The organism is Holophaga foetida DSM 6591 (assembly GCF_000242615.2).
GTDB classification, from domain to species: domain Bacteria; phylum Acidobacteriota; class Holophagae; order Holophagales; family Holophagaceae; genus Holophaga; species Holophaga foetida.
In genome coordinates this window covers 3125352-3146589 of record NZ_KI912268.1, presented here as the reverse complement: position 1 = coordinate 3146589, position 21238 = coordinate 3125352, and the positions used below count along the sequence as shown (strand labels likewise).

Sequence of the window (21238 nt, the reverse complement as noted above, 5' to 3'; positions counted from 1 at the left end):
CCATAAGATCCGGCACTTTGGCCTCTACGCCTCGGCCCAGGGTGGAGGTCTGCTGGAACAGGCCAGGGCCCTGCTGCCTGCTCCGAAACCCAGAGCCGAGGCGTGTCCAGCCGAAGGCACGGGGCAACGCTGCCCTCATTGTGGTGGTCTGATCCTCTGGCGGCCGCTGATGAGTGAAGCCTCCAGGGCACCCCCGGCGGTGATGCCATGACTGTCAGCCTCTCAGCTATCCATCACCTGCACCACGACCTCCACCACGGCGGGACGGCGAAGCCCTGCTATGACGCCAACTCGGTCCAAGCCCCCTGCCGGGACTGTCGGGCTCAGCAGTCAGCAATCCCTGGGCGACAGGGGACCTGGCGTCCCCAAAAGTGGATCAGCAGGCGCGATTTCCCCATAGCCCTCGCCCAACTCCCCCGCCGCTCCGGGCTTGTTCAACACCGCATTTCATCGGTGGGGGCTCCGTCTACCTGAGGCAGCCTCGCCCACGCCCCACCGACGAAATGCTCACTGTTTTCAGAGATCAGCTGACGCTCGTTCTCGCTCATTCCATGAGCATGGCCACCCTGAACGAAAAGTACAACCTAATGGCTCATATGGACTGAATTTGTAAGCGTCCATCCCCCTGCGGGGGCTGAACGCTTACGAAATTTTCACCTTCTTTGCACGTCTCTGGAGCCGCTCCCAGGTAGTCTTTGGTTTCCAGGGTGATCCAAGCTACGACTTTCAGACCCAAAACATGCGGGTGAATGTCATGGGCATCCGGGGACTGTTCTTTAAGTTCAGGGATAACGAGGTTACCTATCGCAACAGTGTCATTGTAAACAAAAGCGGGGTCTTTGATGATTGCATCCTGGTGTTGCAGAACGAAGGCTCCAGCACCAAAGTCCATTCCTTTAGCGCATCCTTGGAATACGGGATGCCCGCCCATGGGAATGAGGCGAAACTCCGGGACCTTCGCTTGGGCATGCATCGCTACCGATTCGGAGTCCATCACCAGAGCCGTCCCAGAATCAGGCTGGACAAGGCCCCTGTCTTTCCCAAAGGCAAGGGCTACCGGGCTCTGCGACCCATAAATGCGGGAGCATTCTACGACGACAACCGTGATCGAACTCAGAACCCCAAGGAACCCCTTTCCCATACGGATCAGCACAACATCCACGCCGGAAACGCCTCCGATCAGGAATCGGGCTTTACAGGCAGCGAGGGGTGCCAGGTCGTCAAAGAATGGGGTCAATTTAAAAAATTCATCGAAGTCGTTGAATCCGACTACAGTCTGAACGAAACCGACAAGAATGAGATGGCGGACCCCGCGCCAGCCGGGAATGTGCCTGTGCGCGACATCACCTACACCCTCCTGGATTCCACCTGTCTCTTTCCCTGCATGCTCCCTGTGGGCAAGGATAAGAAAAAACTAGTCATTAGCTTCACCGATACCGCCACGGCCCTTGCGAATGTGAAGAGCCTGCTGGAGGACGTGAACCGGGGCTTCCATGGCGGAAACTTCCCCATCGGGCAGAACAACTGCTGGCATGGGGGATTGCATGTGGCCGCGGATCTGAACACCCCCATCTACGCCCCCATGGCGGGGGAGATCGTGGCCTTCCGCCTGGGGAACGGCGGGGCGGGGCAGGCCAGCGCCCGCTGGCAGCAGAACGGGGAGGAGCGGAGCCTGGACCTGGGGAACCGCAACTTCATCCTGATGCGCCACCGCATGGAGGACGCCATGGGCTGCCTTCTCACCGGGCAGGCCTACAGCGATTCCAAGGGGAATGTCCTGGGGGGGCATGAGAAGGTGTTCTACAGCCTGTACATGCATTTGGCGGAGCACCGGGACCTGACTCAAAAGAACATCGGGGAAGATGCGTTCCCCTTTCGGTGGATGCAGGATGGATACACGGTAAAAAAGACCGAAGACAAAAAGCATCCCACCTCCTTCCCCGCCTACCCCACCCTCCTGGACGGCGATGGAGTGGTCCGTTCCAAGCGGGCCATGGTGGACACCCACCACGGGAAGGTCACCCTGGTGCCGGGCGACCGCTTCCGGGTGCTGCAGGACAACCTGCTGGTGCAGGACAATGATGTCTGGGTACAGATTGAGCGCTACTTCGATGGCGCTGCCTCCAGCTACCTGGATCGGCCCCAGAAGCTCTATACCCTCAAGAAGCACGTCGGAAGAAAGTTTTCAGCCCTCTTCCCAGAGTGGAAGCAGCGGGATTTCCTTCCGGCCCTGACCCGGGGGGACATCCTGATCGCGGAGGAGGCCTTCGGTCATCCCGTCCTGGTCAACCCGGGTGATCTCCTGTGGCGGACGGGAGCGGGCGTTCAGCCGGGCGGGAATACCGGGGGCTTTCTGCACTGGTCGGTCTTCTCTACGGAGCCCATCTTCCCTGGGTGGAATCAGATCGTGGATGACACCCAGGACTCGATCATCGAGGATCGGAAGGTGCTGGATCTGGTGCCCCAGGCCCCCGAGCGGAAGGGTAAGCCCCTGTTGTGGTGGGAGGTCAGGGACTTCTACCGCTCGGAGGAGCCGGAGGTTAAGCAGAAGGTCTGGAAGCTGGGCTGGACCGCCGTGAAGTTCCAGACCGAGTGGGCCGGGGATCCAGCCCAGCACGCAACCCACCTGGGCACCATGCCCCTGGAAGAGGGCAAGAAGCTCAACCAGGAGCACTACAAGAGTGCTGCAGCCCCCTTTCTGTGGTGGGGAGACGTTGCGGCCAAGGTCGGCCTGCCGACTGATGGGAAGGTGTGGCACTACAACCCGGCCATCTTCACCCTGGCCCTGGGGGTGTTCACCGAATCTGCCGCCGAGCGTTTCAGCGATTATGCGTGCGAAAGACTCTCGCTGGATCGATCGCCTGGGATTCGATGGCAGGAATACGCCACCTTGAAACCACTGGAAGACGTCGGGCTCGCGCCTTGGGAAAAACTGGCAGGGTTCTGAAGACGATGCCAACAGACGAGTCTCCCGAATCTGTTCAGTCGGCATTCCATGCCATGACTGGCTAACCCAATGAGTCTTGACAGTCGGGGAAGAATCTCTTCTTTACCGTCGGTGCCTCGCCATATGCCCCCGATTCCCGAAGACCTGCTCGAACTGGCGGATGGCGATGGGATCGCCCTCTAGCCGGATGGGCTCCCTGAACTCCTGGGGATCGATCTGGGCGAACTCGCCCCCCTTGGCGATATTGCCATTGATGTAGGCGATGAATTCCTCCTGGCGGCGTTTGATGTAGCCCTTGAAGGGTTTGGAGATGAAGCCTAGAAGGGCGGAGTCCAGGGTGGTCCAGGTCCGCAGGTAGCTCTGGAAGCCCTTGGGACCTTCCCAGTAGCGGTACATGACCACCATGCGAGCCCCCACGGCGAAGGGATTCCCCATGCGCCCCTTTTCCACCCGGCCATCGACGAGGTATACCCGCAGGCCGTACTGGCGGTGCACCAGGGTGAGGGTGCCAGCGAGTCCCTGCCCATCCTCGATGGTGAGCCGACGACCCGGCTCCTCGAAGGCGTAGAAGGACGGCACGAACTGGCAGTGACGCCACATGGCCGCCGCCAGGCGGGGATGGTCGAAGAGCTTCTCCATGATGTCGAAGCGCACCGGGACCGGATCCGTGTGGGTCTCAAAGGTGAAGTCAGGCTTTCGAACCACCGCCTCCACCACCGCCCGGTGATGGGGGGCCATCTGGTTCAGGGGGAGCTGAGCCATGGCCCAAGGCGAGCAGAACAGGATCAACAGCGCCAGGAAGCCACGCATCAACCCGGGCAGGACCAGGGGCCTGCGGGCCGACAAAGGCTTTTCATCCTGCGTATCCTGGCCATCCTGTTGAAAGGAAAGGGGAACAGGATAGGCAGGATGAGCAGGATAAAAGACACGCAACCCAGTGATGCCCGTCGAAACCATCGCCCTTCCCATGGGTGCCGAGGCCTGAACGGATACACGCCTGGAAATCCTGTCAGCCATTTCGTTCCCCCACTGCCTCCACTCTACGCCCAAGCCCAATCCATGGGCACTGGTGCCACAATGGAAGCCGAAGCAATCCAACGGGATCCCACAATGACGACCTACGCTGAAGCCCTTCGACAGATCCTGGAACAGACCGCTCCCATGCCTCCAGCTCCAAAACCCCTGGCCGAGGCCCTGGGACTGCCGGTGGCGGAGGACATCCTGGCCCAGGAGGCCCTGCCCCCCTTCACCAACTCAGCCATGGACGGCTTCGCCCTGCGGGGGGTCGATATCCTCCCAGGAGTCCGCCTGAAGGTGCTGGGTACCGTGGCGGCCGGCCAGGTGGCCGAGCAGAACGTGGTCGCTGGCACGGCCCTGCGGATCATGACCGGCGCCCCTCTGCCGGAGGGGGCGGATACGGTGGTGCCATTGGAGCACACAAACCATGGCGAGGACTGGGTGGAGTTCCCCAAGCCCGTCAAAACCGGCTCCAACGTCCGGCTGGCGGGAGAGGACATCCAGCCAGGCACCAGGGTCCTAGAGGCCGGAACCATCCTGAACCCCGCCGCCATAGGTGTCCTGGCCTCCCTCGGCCTGGACCGGGTGGCCGTGCGCCCCCGCCCCCGGGTGGCGGTCATGAGCACCGGAAACGAGCTGGTGGACGCCTCCCAGAAGCCCGGCCCTGGCCAGATCCGGGACTCCAACAACCCCGGCCTCTGCGCCCAGATCACGGCCCTGGGGGCCTGCGCCCAGCCCTTCCCCCGGGTGCGGGACACTCGGGAGGCGGTGGAAGCGGCCGTGCGGGAGGCCCTGGCCACCTGCGATGTCCTTCTGACCACGGGCGGCGTTTCCGAGGGAGACTACGACTTCGTCAAGGTGGTGCTGGAGGAGTTGGGTGCCAGCAAGCTCTTCTGGAAGGTGGCCCAGAAGCCCGGCGGCCCTTTTGGCGTCTGGAGCCTGAATGGCAAATTGATCTTCGGCATTCCCGGCAACCCGGTTCCCGCCATGGTGATGGTGGAGGAGTACGTCCGGCCCGCCCTGCGGAAGATGATGGGCTTCCAGACCCTCTTCCGTCCCGAGCGCCAGGCGATCCTGGAAGATGCCTGGAAGAAGGGCAAACCCGATGGAAAGATCCACATCCTGCGGGTGATGCTCCGGGAAGAGCCCGATGGTCTCCACGCCAGGCTCACGGGCCCCCAAGGCTCTGGGGTCCTCAGTTCCATGCTCCTGGCCAACGGTCTGGCCATGGTGGGGGCGGATACCCTGGAAGTCCAGAAGGGCAGTTCCGTCCTCGTCCACCTCACGGAGGAGCCTGAGGACCACTGATCCAGGCCATCCTTTCTGATACCTTCAACTAGTTCCCGAAGGCTCCCCATGCCCACCCTCGCCCATCTTCTGCACCTCTCCCCCGAGACCCTGTGGATGGTCGCCAAGGTCCTCATCGTTTTCGGGGGCCCCTTCACCCTGGCCTCCCTCCTCACCTGGGTGGAACGCCGGGGGGCCGCCATGATCCAGGACCGCATTGGCCCCAACCGGGCGGCCCTCTTCGGGAAGTGGCGCCTGCTGGGCCTGCCCCAGATCGCCGCCGACGGCATCAAGGCCTTCCTCAAGGAGGACCTCGTTCCGCCCCACGTCAACAAGCTGGTGTTCTGGGTGGCACCGCTCCTGACCTTCCTGCCGGCGGTCATGGGCTTCGCCATCATCCCCTTCGGCCAGAGTTTCGTGAGCGGTGGGCAGACCTACCACCTGAGCCTCCTGGATCCGGGCAACGGCATGGGGATGCTCTACCCCCTGGCCATCGGCTCCATGGCGGTCTACGGGGTGTTGACTGCCGCCTGGAGCAGCAACAACAAGTGGTCGATCCTGGGCGGCATGCGGGCCAGCGCCCAGATGGTCAGCTATGAGATCGCCATGAGCCTGGCCGTGATCACCATCTTCATGCGGGCCGGGGCCTACGACCCCCATCAGATCATCCAGGCCCAGTGGGGCCTTTGGAACGTCCTGCCCCAGTTCCTGGGCTTCCTGGTCTTCACGACCTGCATGTTCGCCGAGACCAACCGCCTGCCCTTCGACTTCGCCGAGGGCGAGGCCGAGATCGTGGCGGGCTACCTCACCGAATATGGCTCCATGAAGTTCGCCCTGATGTACCTCTCGGAGTACGTCCACATGGTGACGGCCTCGGCCCTCATCGTGACCCTCTACTTCGGCGGCTGGCGGGTTCCCTTCGTGGCGGATCCCGGGGTGTGGCTCTCGGTGCTCGCCTTCCTGGTCAAGCTCCTCTTCTTCTGCTGGCTCTTCATCTGGATCCGTTGGACCCTCCCGAGGTTCAGATATGACCAGCTCATGAAACTGGGATGGAAGGTCATGCTCCCCCTCTCCATGGCCAATTTCCTGTTCCACGCCTTCCTCATGTTCAAGCGGGGCTGACCATGGCCATCCTCATCAAGCAGGTCGAACTGAGCTGGCTGGACCGCACCTATGTCTGGCCGATCCTCAAGGGCATGGCCATCACCCTGGGGCACTTCTTCCGCCAACTCTTCACCCCCACCTCCAAGCGCTTCACCATCCAGTACCCGGAGATGAAGAAGGAGATGCCCGAGGGCTACCGGGGCCTCCACGAACTGAAGCGCTTCGAGGACGGTTCCGTGAAGTGCGTGGCCTGCTTCATGTGCGCCGAGGCCTGCCCGGCGCGCTGCATCACCATCGAGGCCGAGGAGTTCTCGGAGCTCAACCTCACCCAGGGTTTCGAGGAGAAGCGACCCAAGCGCTTCGAGATCGACCTCCTGCGCTGCATCTTCTGCGGGATGTGCGAGGAGGCCTGCCCCAAGGACGCCATCTGGCTCCGCAAGGACTACGAACTGGTGGGGACGGACCGGGAGGCCCTGCGCTACGGGAAATGGGATCTCCTGAACACCTACGCTGAACCTGACGGAAAGCCCGTGATCAAGACAGACCCCACGCCCTCGACCCCCAGCCGCAAGGAGGTCGCATGTTCCTGATCTTCGCCCTGATCACCCTCCTCGGTGCCGTGGCCATGTTCCGAAGCCGGAACCTCATCGTGGCGGGGCTCTGCCTGGTGCTGTGCTTCCTCGGCGTGGCGGGACTCTTCCTGCTCCTGGCCAACCCCGTGGCGGCGGCCCTCCAGATCATCGTCTACTCCGGGGCCATCGTGGTCCTGGTGCTCTTCGTCATCATGCTCCTCAACAGCCACGAGGAGGAGCCCGCCGAGCATCCCCGCAGGATCCAGCGCTGGCTGGGAGCCCTGGCGGCCGCGGGCCTGGGGGCCGGAGCCTGCAAGGCCGTCCTGAGCAGCCCGGCTCTGGCCAGGCTCGGGCAGGAAGGCCCGGTGAAGGTCATGGACCTGCACCAAGTGGGCGTCAGCCTCTTCCAGCAGCATGTCGTGGCCTTCGAAGCCGCCGGCCTTCTGCTCCTGGCCGCCATGGTCGCCGCCGTGGCCCTTGTGAAGAAGGAGCTGTGATGAGTCCAGCCCTGCTCCATGGCAGCCTGCAAGGCTACATCCTGGTGGCCCTCCTCCTCTTCGTCATCGGCCTGGCGACGGTGCTGATCCGACGCTCCCTGCTGATCCAGTTCATGGGCATCGAACTGATGCTCAACGCCGCCAACGTGGCCCTGCTGGCCTTCGCCCGATACCGGGGCGGGGATGTGCAGGGGACAGTGTTCTATCTCTTCATCATCGCCGTGGCGGCCTGCGAGGCAGCGGTGGGCCTGGCCCTGGTGGTGGCCCTCTACCGCCATCGGCGCACCACCGATTCCGACCGCGCCGATGCGCTCCGCCGCTGAGGGACTGATGCATATGACCACTTGGCTCATTCCCCTCCTCCCCCTCTTCGGAGCCGCCATCATCGGGCTCCTGGGCAGGAAGCTCGGCAGGATCGCCGTTTCCGTCATCGGTGTCGGCGTGGTGCTGCTGGCCTTCGCCTTCACCCTCAGGGCCTTCGTCCTGGCGGGAAGCGCCCCGGACCACCGCCTGGCCTCCTGCTCCTTCACCTGGATGAGCACCGGGAATCTCTCGGTCCCCATGGGCCTGGTCTTCGATCCCCTGTCCTCCCTCATGGCCCTGGTGGTGACGGGCATCGGTGCCCTGATCCACCTCTACTCCGTGGGCTACATGTGGGAAGAAGAGGGCTTCGCCCGGTACTTCGCTTACCTGAACCTCTTCATCTTCTTCATGCTCTGCCTGGTGCTGGGCAACAGCCTGCCCCTGCTCTTCGTGGGCTGGGAGGGCGTGGGCCTCTGTTCCTACCTCCTGATCGGCTACTACTTCGAGACGGACTACGCCCCGGCGGCGGGCCTCAAGGCCTTCCTCACCAACCGGGTAGGCGACCTGGGCGTGCTCATCGGGATGATGGCCCTCTTCGCCCACTTCGGCACCCTGACCATCGCTGAGCTGCTGACCAAGGTGGGGCATCTGAGCCCCGAGGTGGGCTTCGGCATCCTCAGCTTCGCCACCCTCATGCTCTTCGTGGGCGCCTGCGGCAAGAGCGCCCAGGTCCCGCTCTACATCTGGCTCCCGGACGCCATGGCGGGCCCCACCCCCGTCAGCGCCCTCATCCACGCCGCCACCATGGTCACGGCGGGCATCTTCATGGTGTGCCGCCTGGCGCCCCTCTTCCAACTGGCCCCCATCACCCTGAGCGTCATCGCCTGGGTGGGCGGCATCACGGCCCTCTTCGCCGCCACCATCGGCCTGGTGCAGCGGGACATCAAGAAGGTCCTGGCCTATTCCACGGTCTCCCAGCTGGGCTACATGGTCATGGCCCTCGGCGCCGGGGGCTTCGCGGCGGGCTTCTTCCACGTCTTCACCCACGCCTGGTTCAAGGCCCTCCTCTTCCTGGGGGCGGGCAGCGTGATCATGGCCATGCATCACGAACAGGACCTCTTCAGGATGGGCGGGCTCCGCGCCAAGCTGCCCATCACCTTCTGGACCATGCTCCTGGCCACCCTGGCCATCATGGGCTTCCCGGGCTTCTCGGGCTTCTTCAGCAAGGACGAGATCCTCTACCTGGCCTACCTCAGGCACCCGGCCCTCTGGGTGATCGGCGTGGCCGCAGCCTGCTGCACCAGCTTCTACATGTGGCGCCTCATGGCCCTCACCTTCTGGGGCGAGCCCCGGGATCCCCACGCCTATGAGCACGCCCACGAAAGCCCCTGGACCATGACCCTGCCCCTGGTGATCCTGGCGGTGGGAAGCGTCGTGGTGGGCTATCTGGGTGTTCCCGAGGCCTTCGGGGGTCACTTCGCCATCGGGCGCTTCCTGGAGCCCTCCCTCAGCTTCGGGCAGCTCCACGCCCACGAAGGCCACCACGAGGGCCCAGCCATCCTCCTGGCCTGCATCTCCACGGTCCTGGGCCTGGGCTTCGGCCTCTTCGGCTTCCTGAGCTACCGCTCGGGAACGGCCCTGGCGGAGTCCCGGGCGGCCCGCTTCCCCACGCTGCACCGCATCCTGCTGAACAAATACTATGTGGATGAAGGCATCGAGCGCGGCATCCTGGCCCCGGTGCGGGGTCTGGGGCGCCTTCTCTGGCAGGTGGGTGATGTGATCATCGTGGACGGCATCGGAGTGAACCTCCCGGCCGCCCTGGCGCGACTGGGCGGGGAATTCCTGGCCCTCTTCCAGACCGGCCGCGTCCGCAACTACACCCTGGGCATGGTCCTGGGGGCTCTGGCGATCCTCTGGATCTTCTTCAAGTAGGGGGCGCCATGATCAGCACCTGGATAAACACCCACCTTCTCACCTTTCTGGTTTTCGCCCCGCTGGTGCTGGGCCTGATCCTCCTCTGCCTCCCGCAGAAGCAGGCTCCCATGGCCAAGCTGCTGGGATTCCTTGGAAGCCTCGGCGTCTTCGTAATCAGCCTGGTGCACTTCCTGCGCATGGGGGGACACTCCTACGTGGAGAACCTCCCCTGGATGACCCTGGTCAACATCCCGGTGGACTACCATCTGGCCCTGGATGGCCTCAACTTCTGGCTGGTGCTCCTCACCACCTTCCTGACCCCCCTGACCCTCCTGGGTACCTGGGCCAGCCTGAAGGAGCGCTCTGGACTGGCCACGGCCCTCTTCCTGATGCTGGAGACAGGGATGCTGGGAGCCCTCCTGGCCCAGGATCTCTTCCTCTTCTATCTTTTCTGGGAGGCCATGCTCCTGCCCATGTACTTCCTCATCGCCCTCTGGGGCGGGGAGGAACGGCGCTACGCCTCCCTCAAGTTCATGCTCTACACCCTGGCAGGCTCCCTGCTTTGGCTGGTGGCCCTGCTCTACCTCGCGGGCAAGTCCGGAAGCTTTGCCCCGGCCCTCATGGCCCAGACGGCCCTGACGCTTTCAACGGGCATCCAGGGCATCCTCTTCCTGGCCTTCGCCCTGGCCTTCGCCATCAAGGTTCCCCTCTTCCCCTTCCACACCTGGCTGCCGGACGCCCACACTGAGGCCCCCACCATGGGTTCCGTAATCCTGGCGGGCGTGCTCCTCAAGCTGGGCACATACGGATTCCTGCGCTTCGCCCTGCCGATCTTCCCGGGCGCAACCCTCCACTACGCCAAGCCCATGGCCATCCTGGCGGTCATCGCCATCATTTACGGGGCCCTGGTGGCCATGGCCCAGAAGGACATCAAGAAGCTGGTGGCCTACAGTTCCGTGAGCCACATGGGCTTCGTGATGCTGGGGATGGCCAGCCTGACGATCATCGGCACCCAGGGTGCCATGCTCCAGATGCTCAACCACGGCGTCTCCACCGGAGCCCTCTTCCTCCTGGTGGGCATGCTCTACGACCGGGCCCACACCCGCATGATCTCGGACTTCGGCGGCATCGCCACCCGGATGCCCGTCTTCACCTTCTTCTTCATGGTGGTGACCCTCAGCAGTATCGGCCTGCCCCTCACCAACGGGTTCGTGGGCGAGTTCTGGATCCTCAATGGCACCTACACCTCCGCCTTCGGCTGGGGAAGGGCCCTGGCCTGCATCGCCGCCCTGGGGGTGCTCCTGGGCGCGGTCTACATGCTGTGGATGGTCAAGCGGGCCTTCTGGGGAGCGGCGAATACCGATGAACATAGCGGCACGGCCCATCTGACGCAGGATCTCAATGGCCGGGAGATCGCAGTGATGGTACCCATCGTGGTCCTGATCTTCTGGATGGGTCTGCATCCCCAGACCTTCACGGCCATTTCGGAGCGCCCGGTGGCCGAACTGATGGCGCCCTTCCAGCCCGATGCACCAGCCAAGATGGCGGAGGTGGCCCGATGAGACTGACCCCCGACCAGATTTCCGCCATCATGGCTCTGCTGATCCCCGGGGTGGCGGGCTGCCTCCTTCCCCTGGCGGCCATCGACAAGGATCAGAACACCCAGAAGTGGATCCGGGCCGCCATGTTCTTCATCGCCCTCTTCGCCCTGATGGGCTGCTTCTTCTACGTCACCTCCCTCTGGGGGAAGGGCGCCCAGCCAAGCTTCGGCCCACTGCGCATGGACCGTCTGGCCCAGTTCGCCACCATCTTCATCCTCATCACGGCAGCCCTGGCGGTGCTCCAGCTCTGGGACCACCTCCACCAGGAGGGATGGGTGAAGGGCGAGGCCCTGTCACTCCTGTTGTTCTCAGTGACGGGTATGATTCTCTTCTGTTCCAGCACCAACCTGATGTTGCTCTTCCTGGGTCTGGAGCTGCTCTCCATCCCTCTCTACGCGTTGACGAGCACCCTTCGCCAGCGACATGAAGCCCTGGAAGGTGGCGTGAAGTACTTCATTACGGGCGCCGTGGCTTCCAGCTGCTTCCTCATGGGAACGGTGCTCCTATACGGCATGACAGGGACCCTGGATGCCGCGGCCATGATCCCGCTCATGCCGAAGCTGGGGGGCGACCCGATGGTGCTCATCGGCGTGGTCCTGCTCCTCCTTGGATTTCTCTTCAAGATCAGCGCCGTGCCCTTCCACCAGTGGACACCGGATGTCTACGAATCGGCCCCCCATCCCATTGCCGGATTCATGTCGGTGGCTACCAAGGGGGCGGCCCTCTTCGCCCTGATTCGCATCTTCCCGGCGGCCCTCGTGCGCCAGGAAGGCATCCTCCAGGGAAAGGTCCAGGCAGCCCTGATCCTCGTGGCAGCCCTGACCCTGATCCTGGGCAACCTCACGGCTCTGACCCAGACCAATGTCAAGCGGATGCTCGCCTACTCCAGCATCAGCCACGCAGGCTACCTCCTGCTGGGCATGGTGGCGGGCACCTCCCAGGCCTTCATCGGCATGGGCTTCTACCTGGTGAGCTACCTGGCCATGAACATGGGGGCCTTCGGCCTCCTGACCGCCTTCGGGCTGGCTGGGGGCCGCACCACCTACGAGGATCTCCGCGGCCTGGGCTGGAAGCGCCCGGAACTGGGTTTCGCCGCCGTGATCTGCATGTTCAGCCTGGCGGGCATCCCGCCCACGGGTGGCTTCTACGGCAAGTACATGATCTTCCGGGAGCTGATCGCCCAGGGCCATGTCGGCCTGGCGGTGCTGGGGGTCCTGGCGAGCCTGGTGTCCGTGGCCTACTACCTGCGGGTGGTGGTGGCCCTCTTCCTGGAAAAGCCCCTGCCCTCCGCGGAACGGGAGGCCTCCGAGCATCCACCCCTCGTGGCCTCCCTGGCCAGCGGCACCGTCCTGGTCTGCGGGGTCCTGGTGATGCTCATCGGCATCTTCCCGGGCTTCCTCAGCTCGGTCTTTGCCCAGCGGGCGGTGCAGGAAGGCCTGAACCTGCTGAGATGAGCTCAACCATCCGCCATCCTGGTCCGTCTCTACCTTGTGTAATGCTCCGTTCTGGGGCCTGTGGGAGCTTGGCATGGCGTTGAAGCGGAACACCTGGATCGGAGCGGCTGTGGTGGTGGTCCTGGCGGGAGCCGGCATGGCCTGGGCCCTGCGCAAGCCTGCCGAGGAGATCAAGTGGCGCACCGCCTCGGTGGATCGGGGGGACATCACCCAGCGCATCAGCGCCACGGGCACCATCAACGCCCTCGTCCAGGTACCCGTGGGCACCCAGGTCTCGGGCGTGGTCACGGACCTCTATGCCGACTACAACAGTCTGGTGAAGAAGGGCCAGATCATCGCCCGAATCGATCCCACCGTGTGGGAGACCCAATTGCGGGACGCGGAGGCCGCCCTCCAGCGGGCCCAGGCCACCTATGACAACGCCAAGGCCGACTTCAACCGGAACAAGCGCTTGGCCTCTCTCCAACTCGTGGCGGAATCGGATCTGGAGGCCAAGGAAATGGCCATGAAGACCGCCTCCGGAAGCCTGGAATCCGCCCGGGCGGCCCTCTCCAAGGCCCGGATCAACCTTGGCTACTGCACCATCCAGGCCCCGGTGAACGGCGTGGTGGTGGCCCGCTCCGTGGATGTGGGCCAGACCGTGGCCGCGAGCTTCAGCACCCCCAACCTCTTCACCATCGCCCAGGACCTCTCCCGGATGAAGGTGGAGGCCTCCATCGACGAAGCCGACATCGGCCTGGTGATGGTGGGCCAGAGGGCCTTCTTCACCGTGGACAGCTTCCCGGAGAAGCAGTTCAAGGGCTCCGTCAGCGAGGTGCGCCTGGAACCCATCACGAACCAGAACGTGGTGACCTACAAGGTGGTCATGGAGGTCACCAACGAGCCCAAGGCCTCCCAGCCCTCCAGGACCGAGACCGGCCCCGGCACCGCCCGCTATGTCCCCTCCGGGGGGCAGGTCTACCAGGGGGATCTGGCCCTGATGCCCGGTATGACAGCCAATGTCAGTATCGTCACCAGCCGCCGAGAGCAGGTTCTTCGGGTTCCCGCGGTGGCGCTGCGCTTCAATCCGAACGCTTTCCTGAAGACCGAAGAGGGCAAGAAGGGCGAGAAGGCGTCCCAGGGCGGCAGCCGTGGCCCCACCGCCAAGGGCATCGTCGCCAAGCGAGAGGATCGGATCTGGATCCTGGAGAACGGCAAGCCCAAGGCTGTGCCCGTGCAGGCAGGGGTGAGCGATGGCCAGTTCACCGAGATCTCCGGAGACAACCTCTCCGAGGGGATGTCCATCCTCACCGGGGTTGAGGACACCAAGAAGGCCTCCAGCTCCGCCTCCCCCCTGGGGGGGACTCCCGGCGGCATGCCGCGGCGCTAGTGTGGTGGCCCTGAATAACTGGGACCACCCCCTTGGGGGCACTGCCGTGCCCCCAAACCCCCGCCAAGTGTGGTGTCAGAGCCGCTTTCAATGGTTCGCATTTCAACGGGACACCACACTAGGAGCGCAACCATGACCGGATTCTACGAGTTCATCAAGCTCGCCCTATTTGCCATCACCCGGAACAAGACCCGGGCCTTCCTGACCATGCTGGGCATCATCATCGGCGTGGGCTCGGTCATCGCCATGATCGGCATCGGTGAGGGGTCCAAGCGCGCCTCCGTGGCCATCATCGAGAACATGGGCTCCAACATGCTCACGATCTTCAACGGGGCGGGAGGCAAGAGCAGCATGGGCCCCATGAGCCAGGGCAGCGTGGAGGTCCTCCGGGACGACGACGCCCAGCTCATCATGAACGAGTTGGGAGACGGCAGCGTGGTGGCGGCCAGCCCCATGGTGCGCACCAGCCGACCCGTGGTGTACCAGAACAACAACTACGTCACCAATGTCCAGGGTTCCAATGTTCACTTCCCCCGCATCCGGGGGTGGGATGTCCGGCTGGGCCGCTTCTTCACGGAGGGCGAGGTCAAGGGCCAGGCCAAGGTCTGCGTCCTGGGGCAGACCGTAGCGGACAACCTCTTCCCCAACGGGGAGGAGCCCGTAGGCCAGACGATCCGCATCGGCAAGATGCCCTTCGAGGTCATCGGCGTCTTCGAAAAGAAGGGAGCCAGCCTCATGGGGGACCAGGACGACACCCTGGTGGCCCCCTACACCACCGTCATGCGCAAGATCATGGGCCGGGACCGCATCCAGAACATCACCGTCAGCGCCCGGGAGGGCAAGGGGGACGAGGCCGAGGCCGAGATCACCGCCCTGCTGCGCCAGCACCTGCGCCTCGGCCCCAAGGACGAGACCCCCTTTCAGTTCCGCAAGCAGGACGACTGGATCAAGATGCAGGAGCAGCAGGCCGGGGTGCTGACCCTGTTCCTGGCCATGTCCGCCGGGATCTCCCTGGTGGTGGGGGGCATCGGCATCTCCAACATCATGCTGGTGAGCGTCACCGAACGCACCCGGGAGATCGGTATCCGCCGCGCCCTCGGGGCCACCCGCCGGAAGGTGCTCTGGCAGTTCCTCACCGAAGCCGTCGTGCTCTCCATCCTGGGGGGCGTTCTGGGCATCGTCATGGCCCTGGTGGCCATCTGGATCATGAAGTCCTTCACCCCCCTGCCCGCCGTGGCCATGCCCTGGGCCATCGCCCTCGGACTGGGCTTCAGTGCAGTGGTTGGCATCCTGGCGGGCTTCCTTCCGGCGCTGAAAGCGGCCAAGCTGGATGTGATCGATGCATTGAGATACGAGTGAGCCGCCACGACCCCTTCCAGTCCCTCCGATACGCCGAATTCCGCTGCTTCCTGCTTGGCACAACGGCTGTCTTCATGGCAACTCAGATCCAGACCGTCGTCATGGGTTGGCAGGTCTATGCCATCACCCACGACCCCCTTTCCCTGGGCTTGGTGGGGCTGTCCGAGGCCATCCCCTTCCTGTGTCTCACCCTGGTGGGGGGCTACGCCGCCGACCGCAGGGACCGCCGAGGGCTCTCCCTGGGGGCCACGGCCCTGCTGCTGCTCTGCGCCGTCCTGCTCTTCGCTTACAACCTGGGAGCCCCGGCCAGCGCCCTGCCCTTCTATGCGATCCAGGCCCTCGCGGGTCTGGGACGCGCCTTCTATCGCCCCGCCTCCCAAGCCCTGGGGACGGAACTGATCCCCCGGGAGGCCTATCAGAACGCCGCCACCTGGCGCAGTTCCCTGGGCCATCTGGCCATGGTGCTCGGCCCCGCCCTGGGGGGTCTGCTCTTCGGTTTCGGCAGCGCTGGCCTGGCCTATGGAGTGGAGGCCTGCCTGATGGTCCTGGGCTTCGCGTTCCTGATGCGACTGAAGCCCAGGCCCCGCCATACCCCTGCGACCGGAACCTTGTTCCAGAGCCTTTCGGAGGGCCTGCATTTCGTCTTTGAACGGAAGCTCATCCTGGGGGCCCTTTCCCTGGATCTCTTCGCTGTGCTCTTCGGCGGTGCCGTGGCACTCCTGCCGGTCTTCGCCTCTGACATCCTCAGAACCGGTCCTGAGGGCCTCGGCATCCTTCGCGCAGCGCCAGCGGTGGGCTCCGTCGCCATGAGCCTGGCCCTGGCCTTCCTCCCTCCCATGCGACGGGCGGGACGCACCCTCCTGTGGTTCGTGGCCGCCTTCGGGGCCTGCTGGATCGCCTTCGCCCTCTCCCGGAGCTTCGCCCTTTCCCTGGCCATCCTGGCGCTCTCCGGCGCCTTCGATAACGTGAGCGTGGTCCTGCGGGCCACCCTGGTGCAGAGCTTCACACCACAGGGCATGATGGGCCGGGTATCGGCCGTGAACAGCTTCTTCATCGGCTCCAGCAACGAACTGGGCGCCTTCGAATCCGGCCTCGTCGCCAAGCTCATGGGCCTGGTGCCCAGCGTCATCTTCGGGGGATTCATGACCCTGGGGGTGGTGGCGGCCACAGCGAAACTGGTGCCGGAGCTCAGGAAGCTGGACCGGATGGACGCAAAGTAGGGCAGTAAATGCCTAACCAAAGAGCGAGAGGGTGCTGGAACTGGACCCGCTCCCCGAATCACCAAGAAAATCGAGCAGAGAATTCTGGCTTTGGGCTGAAAGAAGGGCGGAGAGCAGGGACTTGTGATCCGAGCTGCTGGCGAGGATGCCCGACGCGTTGTAAGTGCTGGTTCCACTCTTCAGGCTGCTCAGGACATTGACCAGACTCTGGGGATTATCCTGGAAGTAGCTTGTCAGTTCGGTGATATCCCCCGCGACATCCTCCTGCCCGGAAAAGAGGTCGGCCATGGCTTCGGTCACGGAATCAGGAGCCTGGGCAAGCTCCTGTGCCGTCGAGGAGATGGAGACAACATCCCCGAGGACACCGGAGAGGCCGCTTGCGCTCTGCGAGCTTCCCTCTTCAGCCAGCAGTTGCTGGAGGAGGAGATTGCCAATGCTCGAGATGCTGTTCGAATCAACCGAATTGACGCTCATGGGGGCTCCTGGGCAACCAATGCAGACCAAGGCCAGGAACAGGCAAATTCCCCGCCATTACGATGGCCCAGGCCTCAAGGTCTGCCGCTCCCCTCAGAAGAGGCTCACGCCCTCCATCTCCACCGGCTGCTCGATGCCCATGAGTTTGAGCAGTGTGGGCGCCACGTCGCAAAGGGCACCCCCAGATCGGAGCTGGCGCGCCTCGAAGCCTTCGGCGACGAGCACGGCAGGCACGGGGCTGAGGGTATGGGCGGTGTGGGGGTTTCCCTTCTCGTCCCGCATGCACTCGCAGTTCCCGTGGTCGGCGGTGATGAAGAGGGCGCCCTTCCGCTCCAGAACAGCCTGTGCGATCTGGCGGACGGCGTCGTCCACCACGGCGCAGGCACTGGTGGCGGCGCCCAGGTCGCCGGTATGCCCCACCATATCGGGGTTGGCGAGGTTGCAGACCAGGAGCTGGTGCTGCCCCTCCTTGATAGCCTGCACCAGGCCACGGGTCACCAGATGGGCGCTCATCTCCGGCTGGAGATCGTAGGTCGCGACCTTCGGCGAGGGCACCAGGATCCGATCCTCGCCCGCGAAAGTCTCTTCCCGGCCCCCGCTGAAGAAGTAGGTCACATGGGCATACTTCTCGGTCTCAGCAGTGCGGAGCTGCTTGAGGCCACGCTGCGCCACCACCTCGCCCAGGATGTTGGTGAGATTCTGGGGGGGATAGGCCACCGCAACGTAGGGCTCCAGCTCCCGGTCGTACTGGGTGAAGGTCACAAGCTTGACCTTGGGCCGGTGCGCGGGCTGGAACCCCACGAAGTCGGGGTGGACCAGGGCGTGGCAGAGCTGGCGGGCGCGATCGGCCCGGAAGTTGAAGAAGATGACCCCGTCCCCGTCCTGGATGGGATGGAAATCCGGAAGCCGGGTGGGGCCCACGAACTCGTCGGTCTCGCCCCGTTCGTAGGCGGCGTTGATCCCCGCCAGGGCATCGTCGGCTTCGTACTCGGCCACGCCGTCCACCAGCATCTTCCATGCGCGCTCAACCCGCTCCCAGCGGTTGTCCCGGTCCATGGCCACGTAGCGGCCGCAGAGGGAGCCGATCTTCACCAGGGGGCAGTTCCGGAGCTGGAAGCCGAGCCACTGGAGGTAGCCATCGGCGCTCTTCTGCTCCGTATCCCGACCGTCCAGGTAGGCATGGATGGTGGTGGGGACCCCCTCGGCCTGGGCCCACTGGGCCAGGGCAACCAAGTGGTTCTGGTGGCTGTGAACGCCACCATCGGACACCAGACCCATGAGATGGAGCCGCCCCCCGGTGGTCTTGAGATTCCGCAGGAGGTAGGCCATGGCCTCGTTCTCTCGGAAGCTGCCCTTTTTGATGGCCGCGTCGATGCGGGTCAGCTCCTGCCAGACCACCCGACCGGCCCCCAGGTTCATGTGGCCGACCTCGGAGTTGCCGAACTGGCCCTCGGGGAGGCCCACGGCCTCGCCGCTGGTGAGGAGCTGGGTGGCGGCGTAGCGGCGGCGCAGGTCGTTGAAGTGAGGCATCCCCGCCACGTAAGGCGCATCGAAGGCATTCCTGGGGCCATCCCCGAATCCATCCAGGATGAGAAGCGTGATGGGGCCTGGGATCATGGACACCTCTCTGGTATGACGCGTTTCAACCGCGCATGACGCCGCGCAAAAACCAGGATATTCTATCGGGCACCAGGATTGGGTTCCTCCATCCCGGAAGAACCAGCAACCACCACCTCGCCCCACTGGGGCCACCTATTATTTCTGAGGTATGTCATGGCTCACCAGATTTCCGACGCCTGTGTTTCCTGCGGCGCTTGCGCTTCCGAGTGCCCCGTCGAGGCCATCACCGAGGGACCTTCTGCCTACGTCATCAACGCCGACACCTGTGTCGATTGCGGCGCCTGCGTCAGCGTCTGCCCCACCAGCGCCATCTCCCCCGCCTAAGGCAGGAGCGTTTCAGAAGAAAAGGACCCGGGCGACCGGGTCCTTTCTTTTTGGGCACGGCACCTTCCATGGGGTTCCAAGGGGTGTCAGGATAGGGCCGTGATCGCCTCGAAGGAGTTCCCGGTGAACCTCCCGCAGCCCAGACAGACCGGATACACCCTCGACGACTGGCAGACCTGGGAAGGCCGGTGGGAGCTCCTCGATGGCGTAGCCTACAACATGACGCCCTCCCCCAACCCAGAACACCAGCGGGTGGCGACCGAACTGGTGACGGACCTCAACTTGGCCCTGAGGGAGGACAGGAAGCGTTGCGGCGGCGGGAGCTGCCAGGTCATCGCCGCACCCATCGACGTCTTTCTGCCCACGGGGGTCGTGGTCCCGGATCTGGTAGTGGTCTGCGATCCCGCGAAGATCACGCAGCGGGGGGTCGAAGGCGCTCCGGATCTGGTTGTGGAGATCCTGAGCCCGAGCACCGCCGCAAGGGATCACAGCATCAAGCGGTGGGCCTATGAGGCAGCAGGCGTCCCCGAGTACCTGATCGTGGACCCCGAGCAGCAGCTGGGCATCCTGCTGCACCTCCAGAACGGGCGCTACGAGGAGGCCGCCCGCATCACCTGGGGATCGCTCGCGCCGCTCCTCAGCGGGCGGATTTCCGTCCCACTCGGCTAGGGCCTAAGCCTCCATCGCAGCATTGTTCAGCAGGTAGAGCACGGCCATCCGCACCGGGACACCGTTGGTGACCTGGTCCAGGATCACGCTATTGGGGCCGTCTGCCACTTCGGAGGTGATCTCCACGCCCCGGTTCATGGGGCCGGGATGGAGAACAACCGCCTCGGGCTTGGCCCGGCGCATCCGCGCGGCGTTGAGCTGGTAGTAGCGGACGTACTCGCCCTGCCCCGGGATGTAGGCCCCGGTGCCCCGTTCGAACTGGCATCGCAGCATCATGATGGCGTCCATCTCCGGGATGATCGCATCAAAGTCGTTGGTGCAGTGGATGCCGGGCCAGGTGGCCTGGAGTTCCCGGGGGAGGAGGGTGGGTGGCCCCACCAGGGTGACATGGGCCCCCATCTTGGTCAGGAGCCACAGGTTGGAGCGCACCACCCGGCTGTTTCGGATATCCCCCACGATGGCCACCTTGAGGCCCTCCAGGCGGCCGAAGTGCTTGCGCAGGGTGTAGGCATCCAGCAGGGCCTGGGTGGGGTGTTCCCGCGCGCCATCTCCGGCGTTCACGATGCTGGCCTTGGTGATGTGCTGGGCCAGCATGACCGGAGCCCCGGCGGCGCTGTGGCGCATCACGATGAGATCCGGACGCATGGCCTGGAGGTTCATGGCCGTGTCGATGAGAGTCTCGCCCTTCGAGAGGGAGCTGGAGTCAGGGTAGAAGTTGATGATCTCCGCCGAAAGCCGCTTCTCCGCGATCTCGAAGCTGTTGCGGGTGCGGGTGCTGTTCTCAAAGAAGAGGTTCACCACCAGACGCTTGCGCAGGGCCGGGACGATCTTGATCTCGGGACGGTCGCAGACTTCCTCGAAAGCCTGGGCCTGGTCCAGGATCATCTGGATGTCCCGGGGCTCCAGGGGCTCAATGCCCAGAAGGTGGCGATGGGGGAAGGTGTAGCGTTCCTGTGTCATCTCAACCTCGCGTTTCCAGGAAGACCCCATCGGTTCCGTCGATCTCCCGGACCTTGACGGACACCCGCTGATTGTCGGCCACATCCAGCTTCAGGCCCAGGAAATCCGCCTGGATGGGGAGTTCGCGCCCCCCGCGATCCACCAGGACCGCCAGCCAGACCCGCTTGGGACGGCCGTGATCCAGAAGGGCGTCCAGGGCGGCGCGGATAGTGCGGCCCGAGAAGAGCACATCATCCACCAGGACCACGGTGCGTCCCTTGAGTGAGAAGGGGATCTCAGTGGGGCGCACCAGGGGAACCCCGGCCCCCTCGGAGAGATCGTCCCGGTAGAGGGTGATGTCCAGAACGCCCACCGGCACCTCCTGGCCCAGGATGGCACCCAGCTTGACGGCCAGGCGCTCCGCCAAGGGCAGACCGCGACTGCGGATCCCCAGCAGGGCCAAGGACTGGTCGGTGCCGAAGGCAGCGGCAATCTCCCGGCAGAGACGCTGGAGATGGGATTCCATACGCTCCGCATCGAGCAGGCAGGCATCAGTCATGGGAGCTCC

The 21238-nt window shown here is 64.3% G+C and carries 20 protein-coding genes and 1 pseudogene; 15 read left to right on the top strand and 6 right to left on the bottom strand.

Annotation, left to right across the window (positions count from 1 at the left end; all coding sequences use genetic code 11):
* Positions 1-211: pseudogene (locus tag HOLFODRAFT_RS25125) on the top strand (IS91 family transposase); the annotation flags it as partial.
* A 381-nt stretch (positions 212-592) separates the two neighbouring features.
* Here HOLFODRAFT_RS25125 and HOLFODRAFT_RS24595 read toward each other — a convergent pair.
* Positions 593-931, bottom strand: coding sequence for a hypothetical protein (locus tag HOLFODRAFT_RS24595; protein ID WP_148300460.1), 339 nt, complete (start codon positions 929-931; stop codon positions 593-595).
* On the opposite strand from HOLFODRAFT_RS24595, the gene HOLFODRAFT_RS0214230 reads away from it, so the two are divergent.
* Positions 920-2947 (top strand): hypothetical protein, encoded by a 2028-nt coding sequence (locus HOLFODRAFT_RS0214230; RefSeq protein WP_148300459.1) that lies wholly within the window; start codon positions 920-922, stop codon positions 2945-2947. The two genes, HOLFODRAFT_RS24595 and HOLFODRAFT_RS0214230, sit on opposite strands and share 12 nt — an antisense overlap.
* 102 nt (positions 2948-3049) lie before the next feature.
* Here HOLFODRAFT_RS0214230 and HOLFODRAFT_RS0214225 read toward each other — a convergent pair whose 3' ends face one another.
* Positions 3050-3793, bottom strand: a complete 744-nt coding sequence (locus tag HOLFODRAFT_RS0214225; RefSeq protein WP_005031628.1) for a hypothetical protein — start codon at positions 3791-3793, stop codon at positions 3050-3052.
* 264 nt (positions 3794-4057) lie between these two features.
* Here HOLFODRAFT_RS0214225 and HOLFODRAFT_RS21485 point away from each other — a divergent pair, with 264 nt between their 5' ends.
* The 11 genes from HOLFODRAFT_RS21485 (at position 4058) to HOLFODRAFT_RS0214170 (ending at position 16644) form a co-directional block, all read left to right on the top strand.
* The gene (locus HOLFODRAFT_RS21485; RefSeq protein WP_005031626.1) at positions 4058-5272 is read left to right on the top strand and encodes a molybdopterin molybdotransferase MoeA; all 1215 of its coding nucleotides are present in this window, start codon (positions 4058-4060) and stop codon (positions 5270-5272) included.
* Between the two features lie 48 nt (positions 5273-5320).
* On the top strand, positions 5321-6373 hold the full coding sequence (gene nuoH / locus HOLFODRAFT_RS0214215; RefSeq protein WP_005031624.1) for an NADH-quinone oxidoreductase subunit NuoH: 1053 nt from the start codon (positions 5321-5323) through the stop codon (positions 6371-6373).
* Between the two features lie 2 nt (positions 6374-6375).
* Complete coding sequence (locus HOLFODRAFT_RS21480; RefSeq protein WP_005031622.1) at positions 6376-6945, top strand: NuoI/complex I 23 kDa subunit family protein; 570 nt, start codon at positions 6376-6378, stop codon at positions 6943-6945.
* Positions 6936-7424, top strand: coding sequence for an NADH-quinone oxidoreductase subunit J family protein (locus tag HOLFODRAFT_RS0214205; RefSeq protein WP_005031621.1), 489 nt, complete (start codon positions 6936-6938; stop codon positions 7422-7424). The genes HOLFODRAFT_RS21480 and HOLFODRAFT_RS0214205 overlap by 10 nt, the downstream gene beginning before the upstream one ends.
* Positions 7424-7747, top strand: coding sequence for an NADH-quinone oxidoreductase subunit NuoK (gene nuoK, locus HOLFODRAFT_RS0214200; RefSeq protein ID WP_005031619.1), 324 nt, complete (start codon positions 7424-7426; stop codon positions 7745-7747). Before HOLFODRAFT_RS0214205 ends, nuoK begins: the two co-directional genes overlap by 1 nt.
* Positions 7748-7754: 7 nt before the next feature.
* The gene (gene nuoL, locus HOLFODRAFT_RS0214195; protein WP_005031615.1) at positions 7755-9659 is read left to right on the top strand and encodes an NADH-quinone oxidoreductase subunit L; all 1905 of its coding nucleotides are present in this window, start codon (positions 7755-7757) and stop codon (positions 9657-9659) included.
* A gap of 8 nt (positions 9660-9667) precedes the next feature.
* A complete protein-coding gene (locus tag HOLFODRAFT_RS0214190; protein WP_005031613.1) occupies positions 9668-11203 on the top strand; it encodes a complex I subunit 4 family protein in 1536 nt (511 codons plus the stop codon).
* The gene (locus tag HOLFODRAFT_RS21475; RefSeq protein ID WP_005031612.1) at positions 11200-12696 is read left to right on the top strand and encodes an NADH-quinone oxidoreductase subunit N; all 1497 of its coding nucleotides are present in this window, start codon (positions 11200-11202) and stop codon (positions 12694-12696) included. The genes HOLFODRAFT_RS0214190 and HOLFODRAFT_RS21475 overlap by 4 nt, the downstream gene beginning before the upstream one ends.
* A 73-nt stretch (positions 12697-12769) precedes the next feature.
* Complete coding sequence (locus HOLFODRAFT_RS0214180) at positions 12770-14065, top strand: efflux RND transporter periplasmic adaptor subunit (protein ID WP_005031609.1); 1296 nt, start codon at positions 12770-12772, stop codon at positions 14063-14065.
* A gap of 132 nt (positions 14066-14197) precedes the next feature.
* On the top strand, positions 14198-15424 hold the full coding sequence (locus tag HOLFODRAFT_RS0214175) for an ABC transporter permease (protein ID WP_005031606.1): 1227 nt from the start codon (positions 14198-14200) through the stop codon (positions 15422-15424).
* Positions 15421-16644, top strand: coding sequence for an MFS transporter (locus HOLFODRAFT_RS0214170; protein WP_005031603.1), 1224 nt, complete (start codon positions 15421-15423; stop codon positions 16642-16644). The genes HOLFODRAFT_RS0214175 and HOLFODRAFT_RS0214170 overlap by 4 nt, the downstream gene beginning before the upstream one ends.
* A gap of 12 nt (positions 16645-16656) precedes the next feature.
* On the opposite strand, the gene HOLFODRAFT_RS23395 is transcribed toward HOLFODRAFT_RS0214170, so the two are convergent.
* Both HOLFODRAFT_RS23395 and gpmI read right to left on the bottom strand, forming a co-directional pair.
* Complete coding sequence (locus HOLFODRAFT_RS23395; protein WP_005031602.1) at positions 16657-17118, bottom strand: hypothetical protein; 462 nt, start codon at positions 17116-17118, stop codon at positions 16657-16659.
* Positions 17119-17211: 93 nt separating this feature from the next.
* Complete coding sequence (gene gpmI / locus HOLFODRAFT_RS0214160) at positions 17212-18735, bottom strand: 2,3-bisphosphoglycerate-independent phosphoglycerate mutase (protein WP_005031600.1); 1524 nt, start codon at positions 18733-18735, stop codon at positions 17212-17214.
* Between the two features lie 156 nt (positions 18736-18891).
* Between gpmI and HOLFODRAFT_RS0214155 the strand changes: the two genes are divergently transcribed.
* Complete coding sequence (locus HOLFODRAFT_RS0214155; RefSeq protein ID WP_005031596.1) at positions 18892-19062, top strand: DUF362 domain-containing protein; 171 nt, start codon at positions 18892-18894, stop codon at positions 19060-19062.
* Positions 19063-19161: 99 nt separating this feature from the next.
* Positions 19162-19731: a Uma2 family endonuclease gene (locus HOLFODRAFT_RS0214150; protein WP_005031595.1), complete on the top strand. Its 570-nt coding sequence runs from the start codon at positions 19162-19164 to the stop codon at positions 19729-19731.
* A 3-nt stretch (positions 19732-19734) separates the two neighbouring features.
* Here HOLFODRAFT_RS0214150 and HOLFODRAFT_RS0214145 read toward each other — a convergent pair whose 3' ends face one another.
* Both HOLFODRAFT_RS0214145 and pyrR read right to left on the bottom strand, forming a co-directional pair.
* The gene (locus HOLFODRAFT_RS0214145; RefSeq protein WP_005031592.1) at positions 19735-20691 is read right to left on the bottom strand and encodes an aspartate carbamoyltransferase catalytic subunit; all 957 of its coding nucleotides are present in this window, start codon (positions 20689-20691) and stop codon (positions 19735-19737) included.
* Between the two features lies 1 nt (position 20692).
* A complete protein-coding gene (pyrR, locus tag HOLFODRAFT_RS0214140; RefSeq protein ID WP_005031590.1) occupies positions 20693-21229 on the bottom strand; it encodes a bifunctional pyr operon transcriptional regulator/uracil phosphoribosyltransferase PyrR in 537 nt (178 codons plus the stop codon).
* Between the last annotated feature and the right edge of the window lie 9 nt (positions 21230-21238).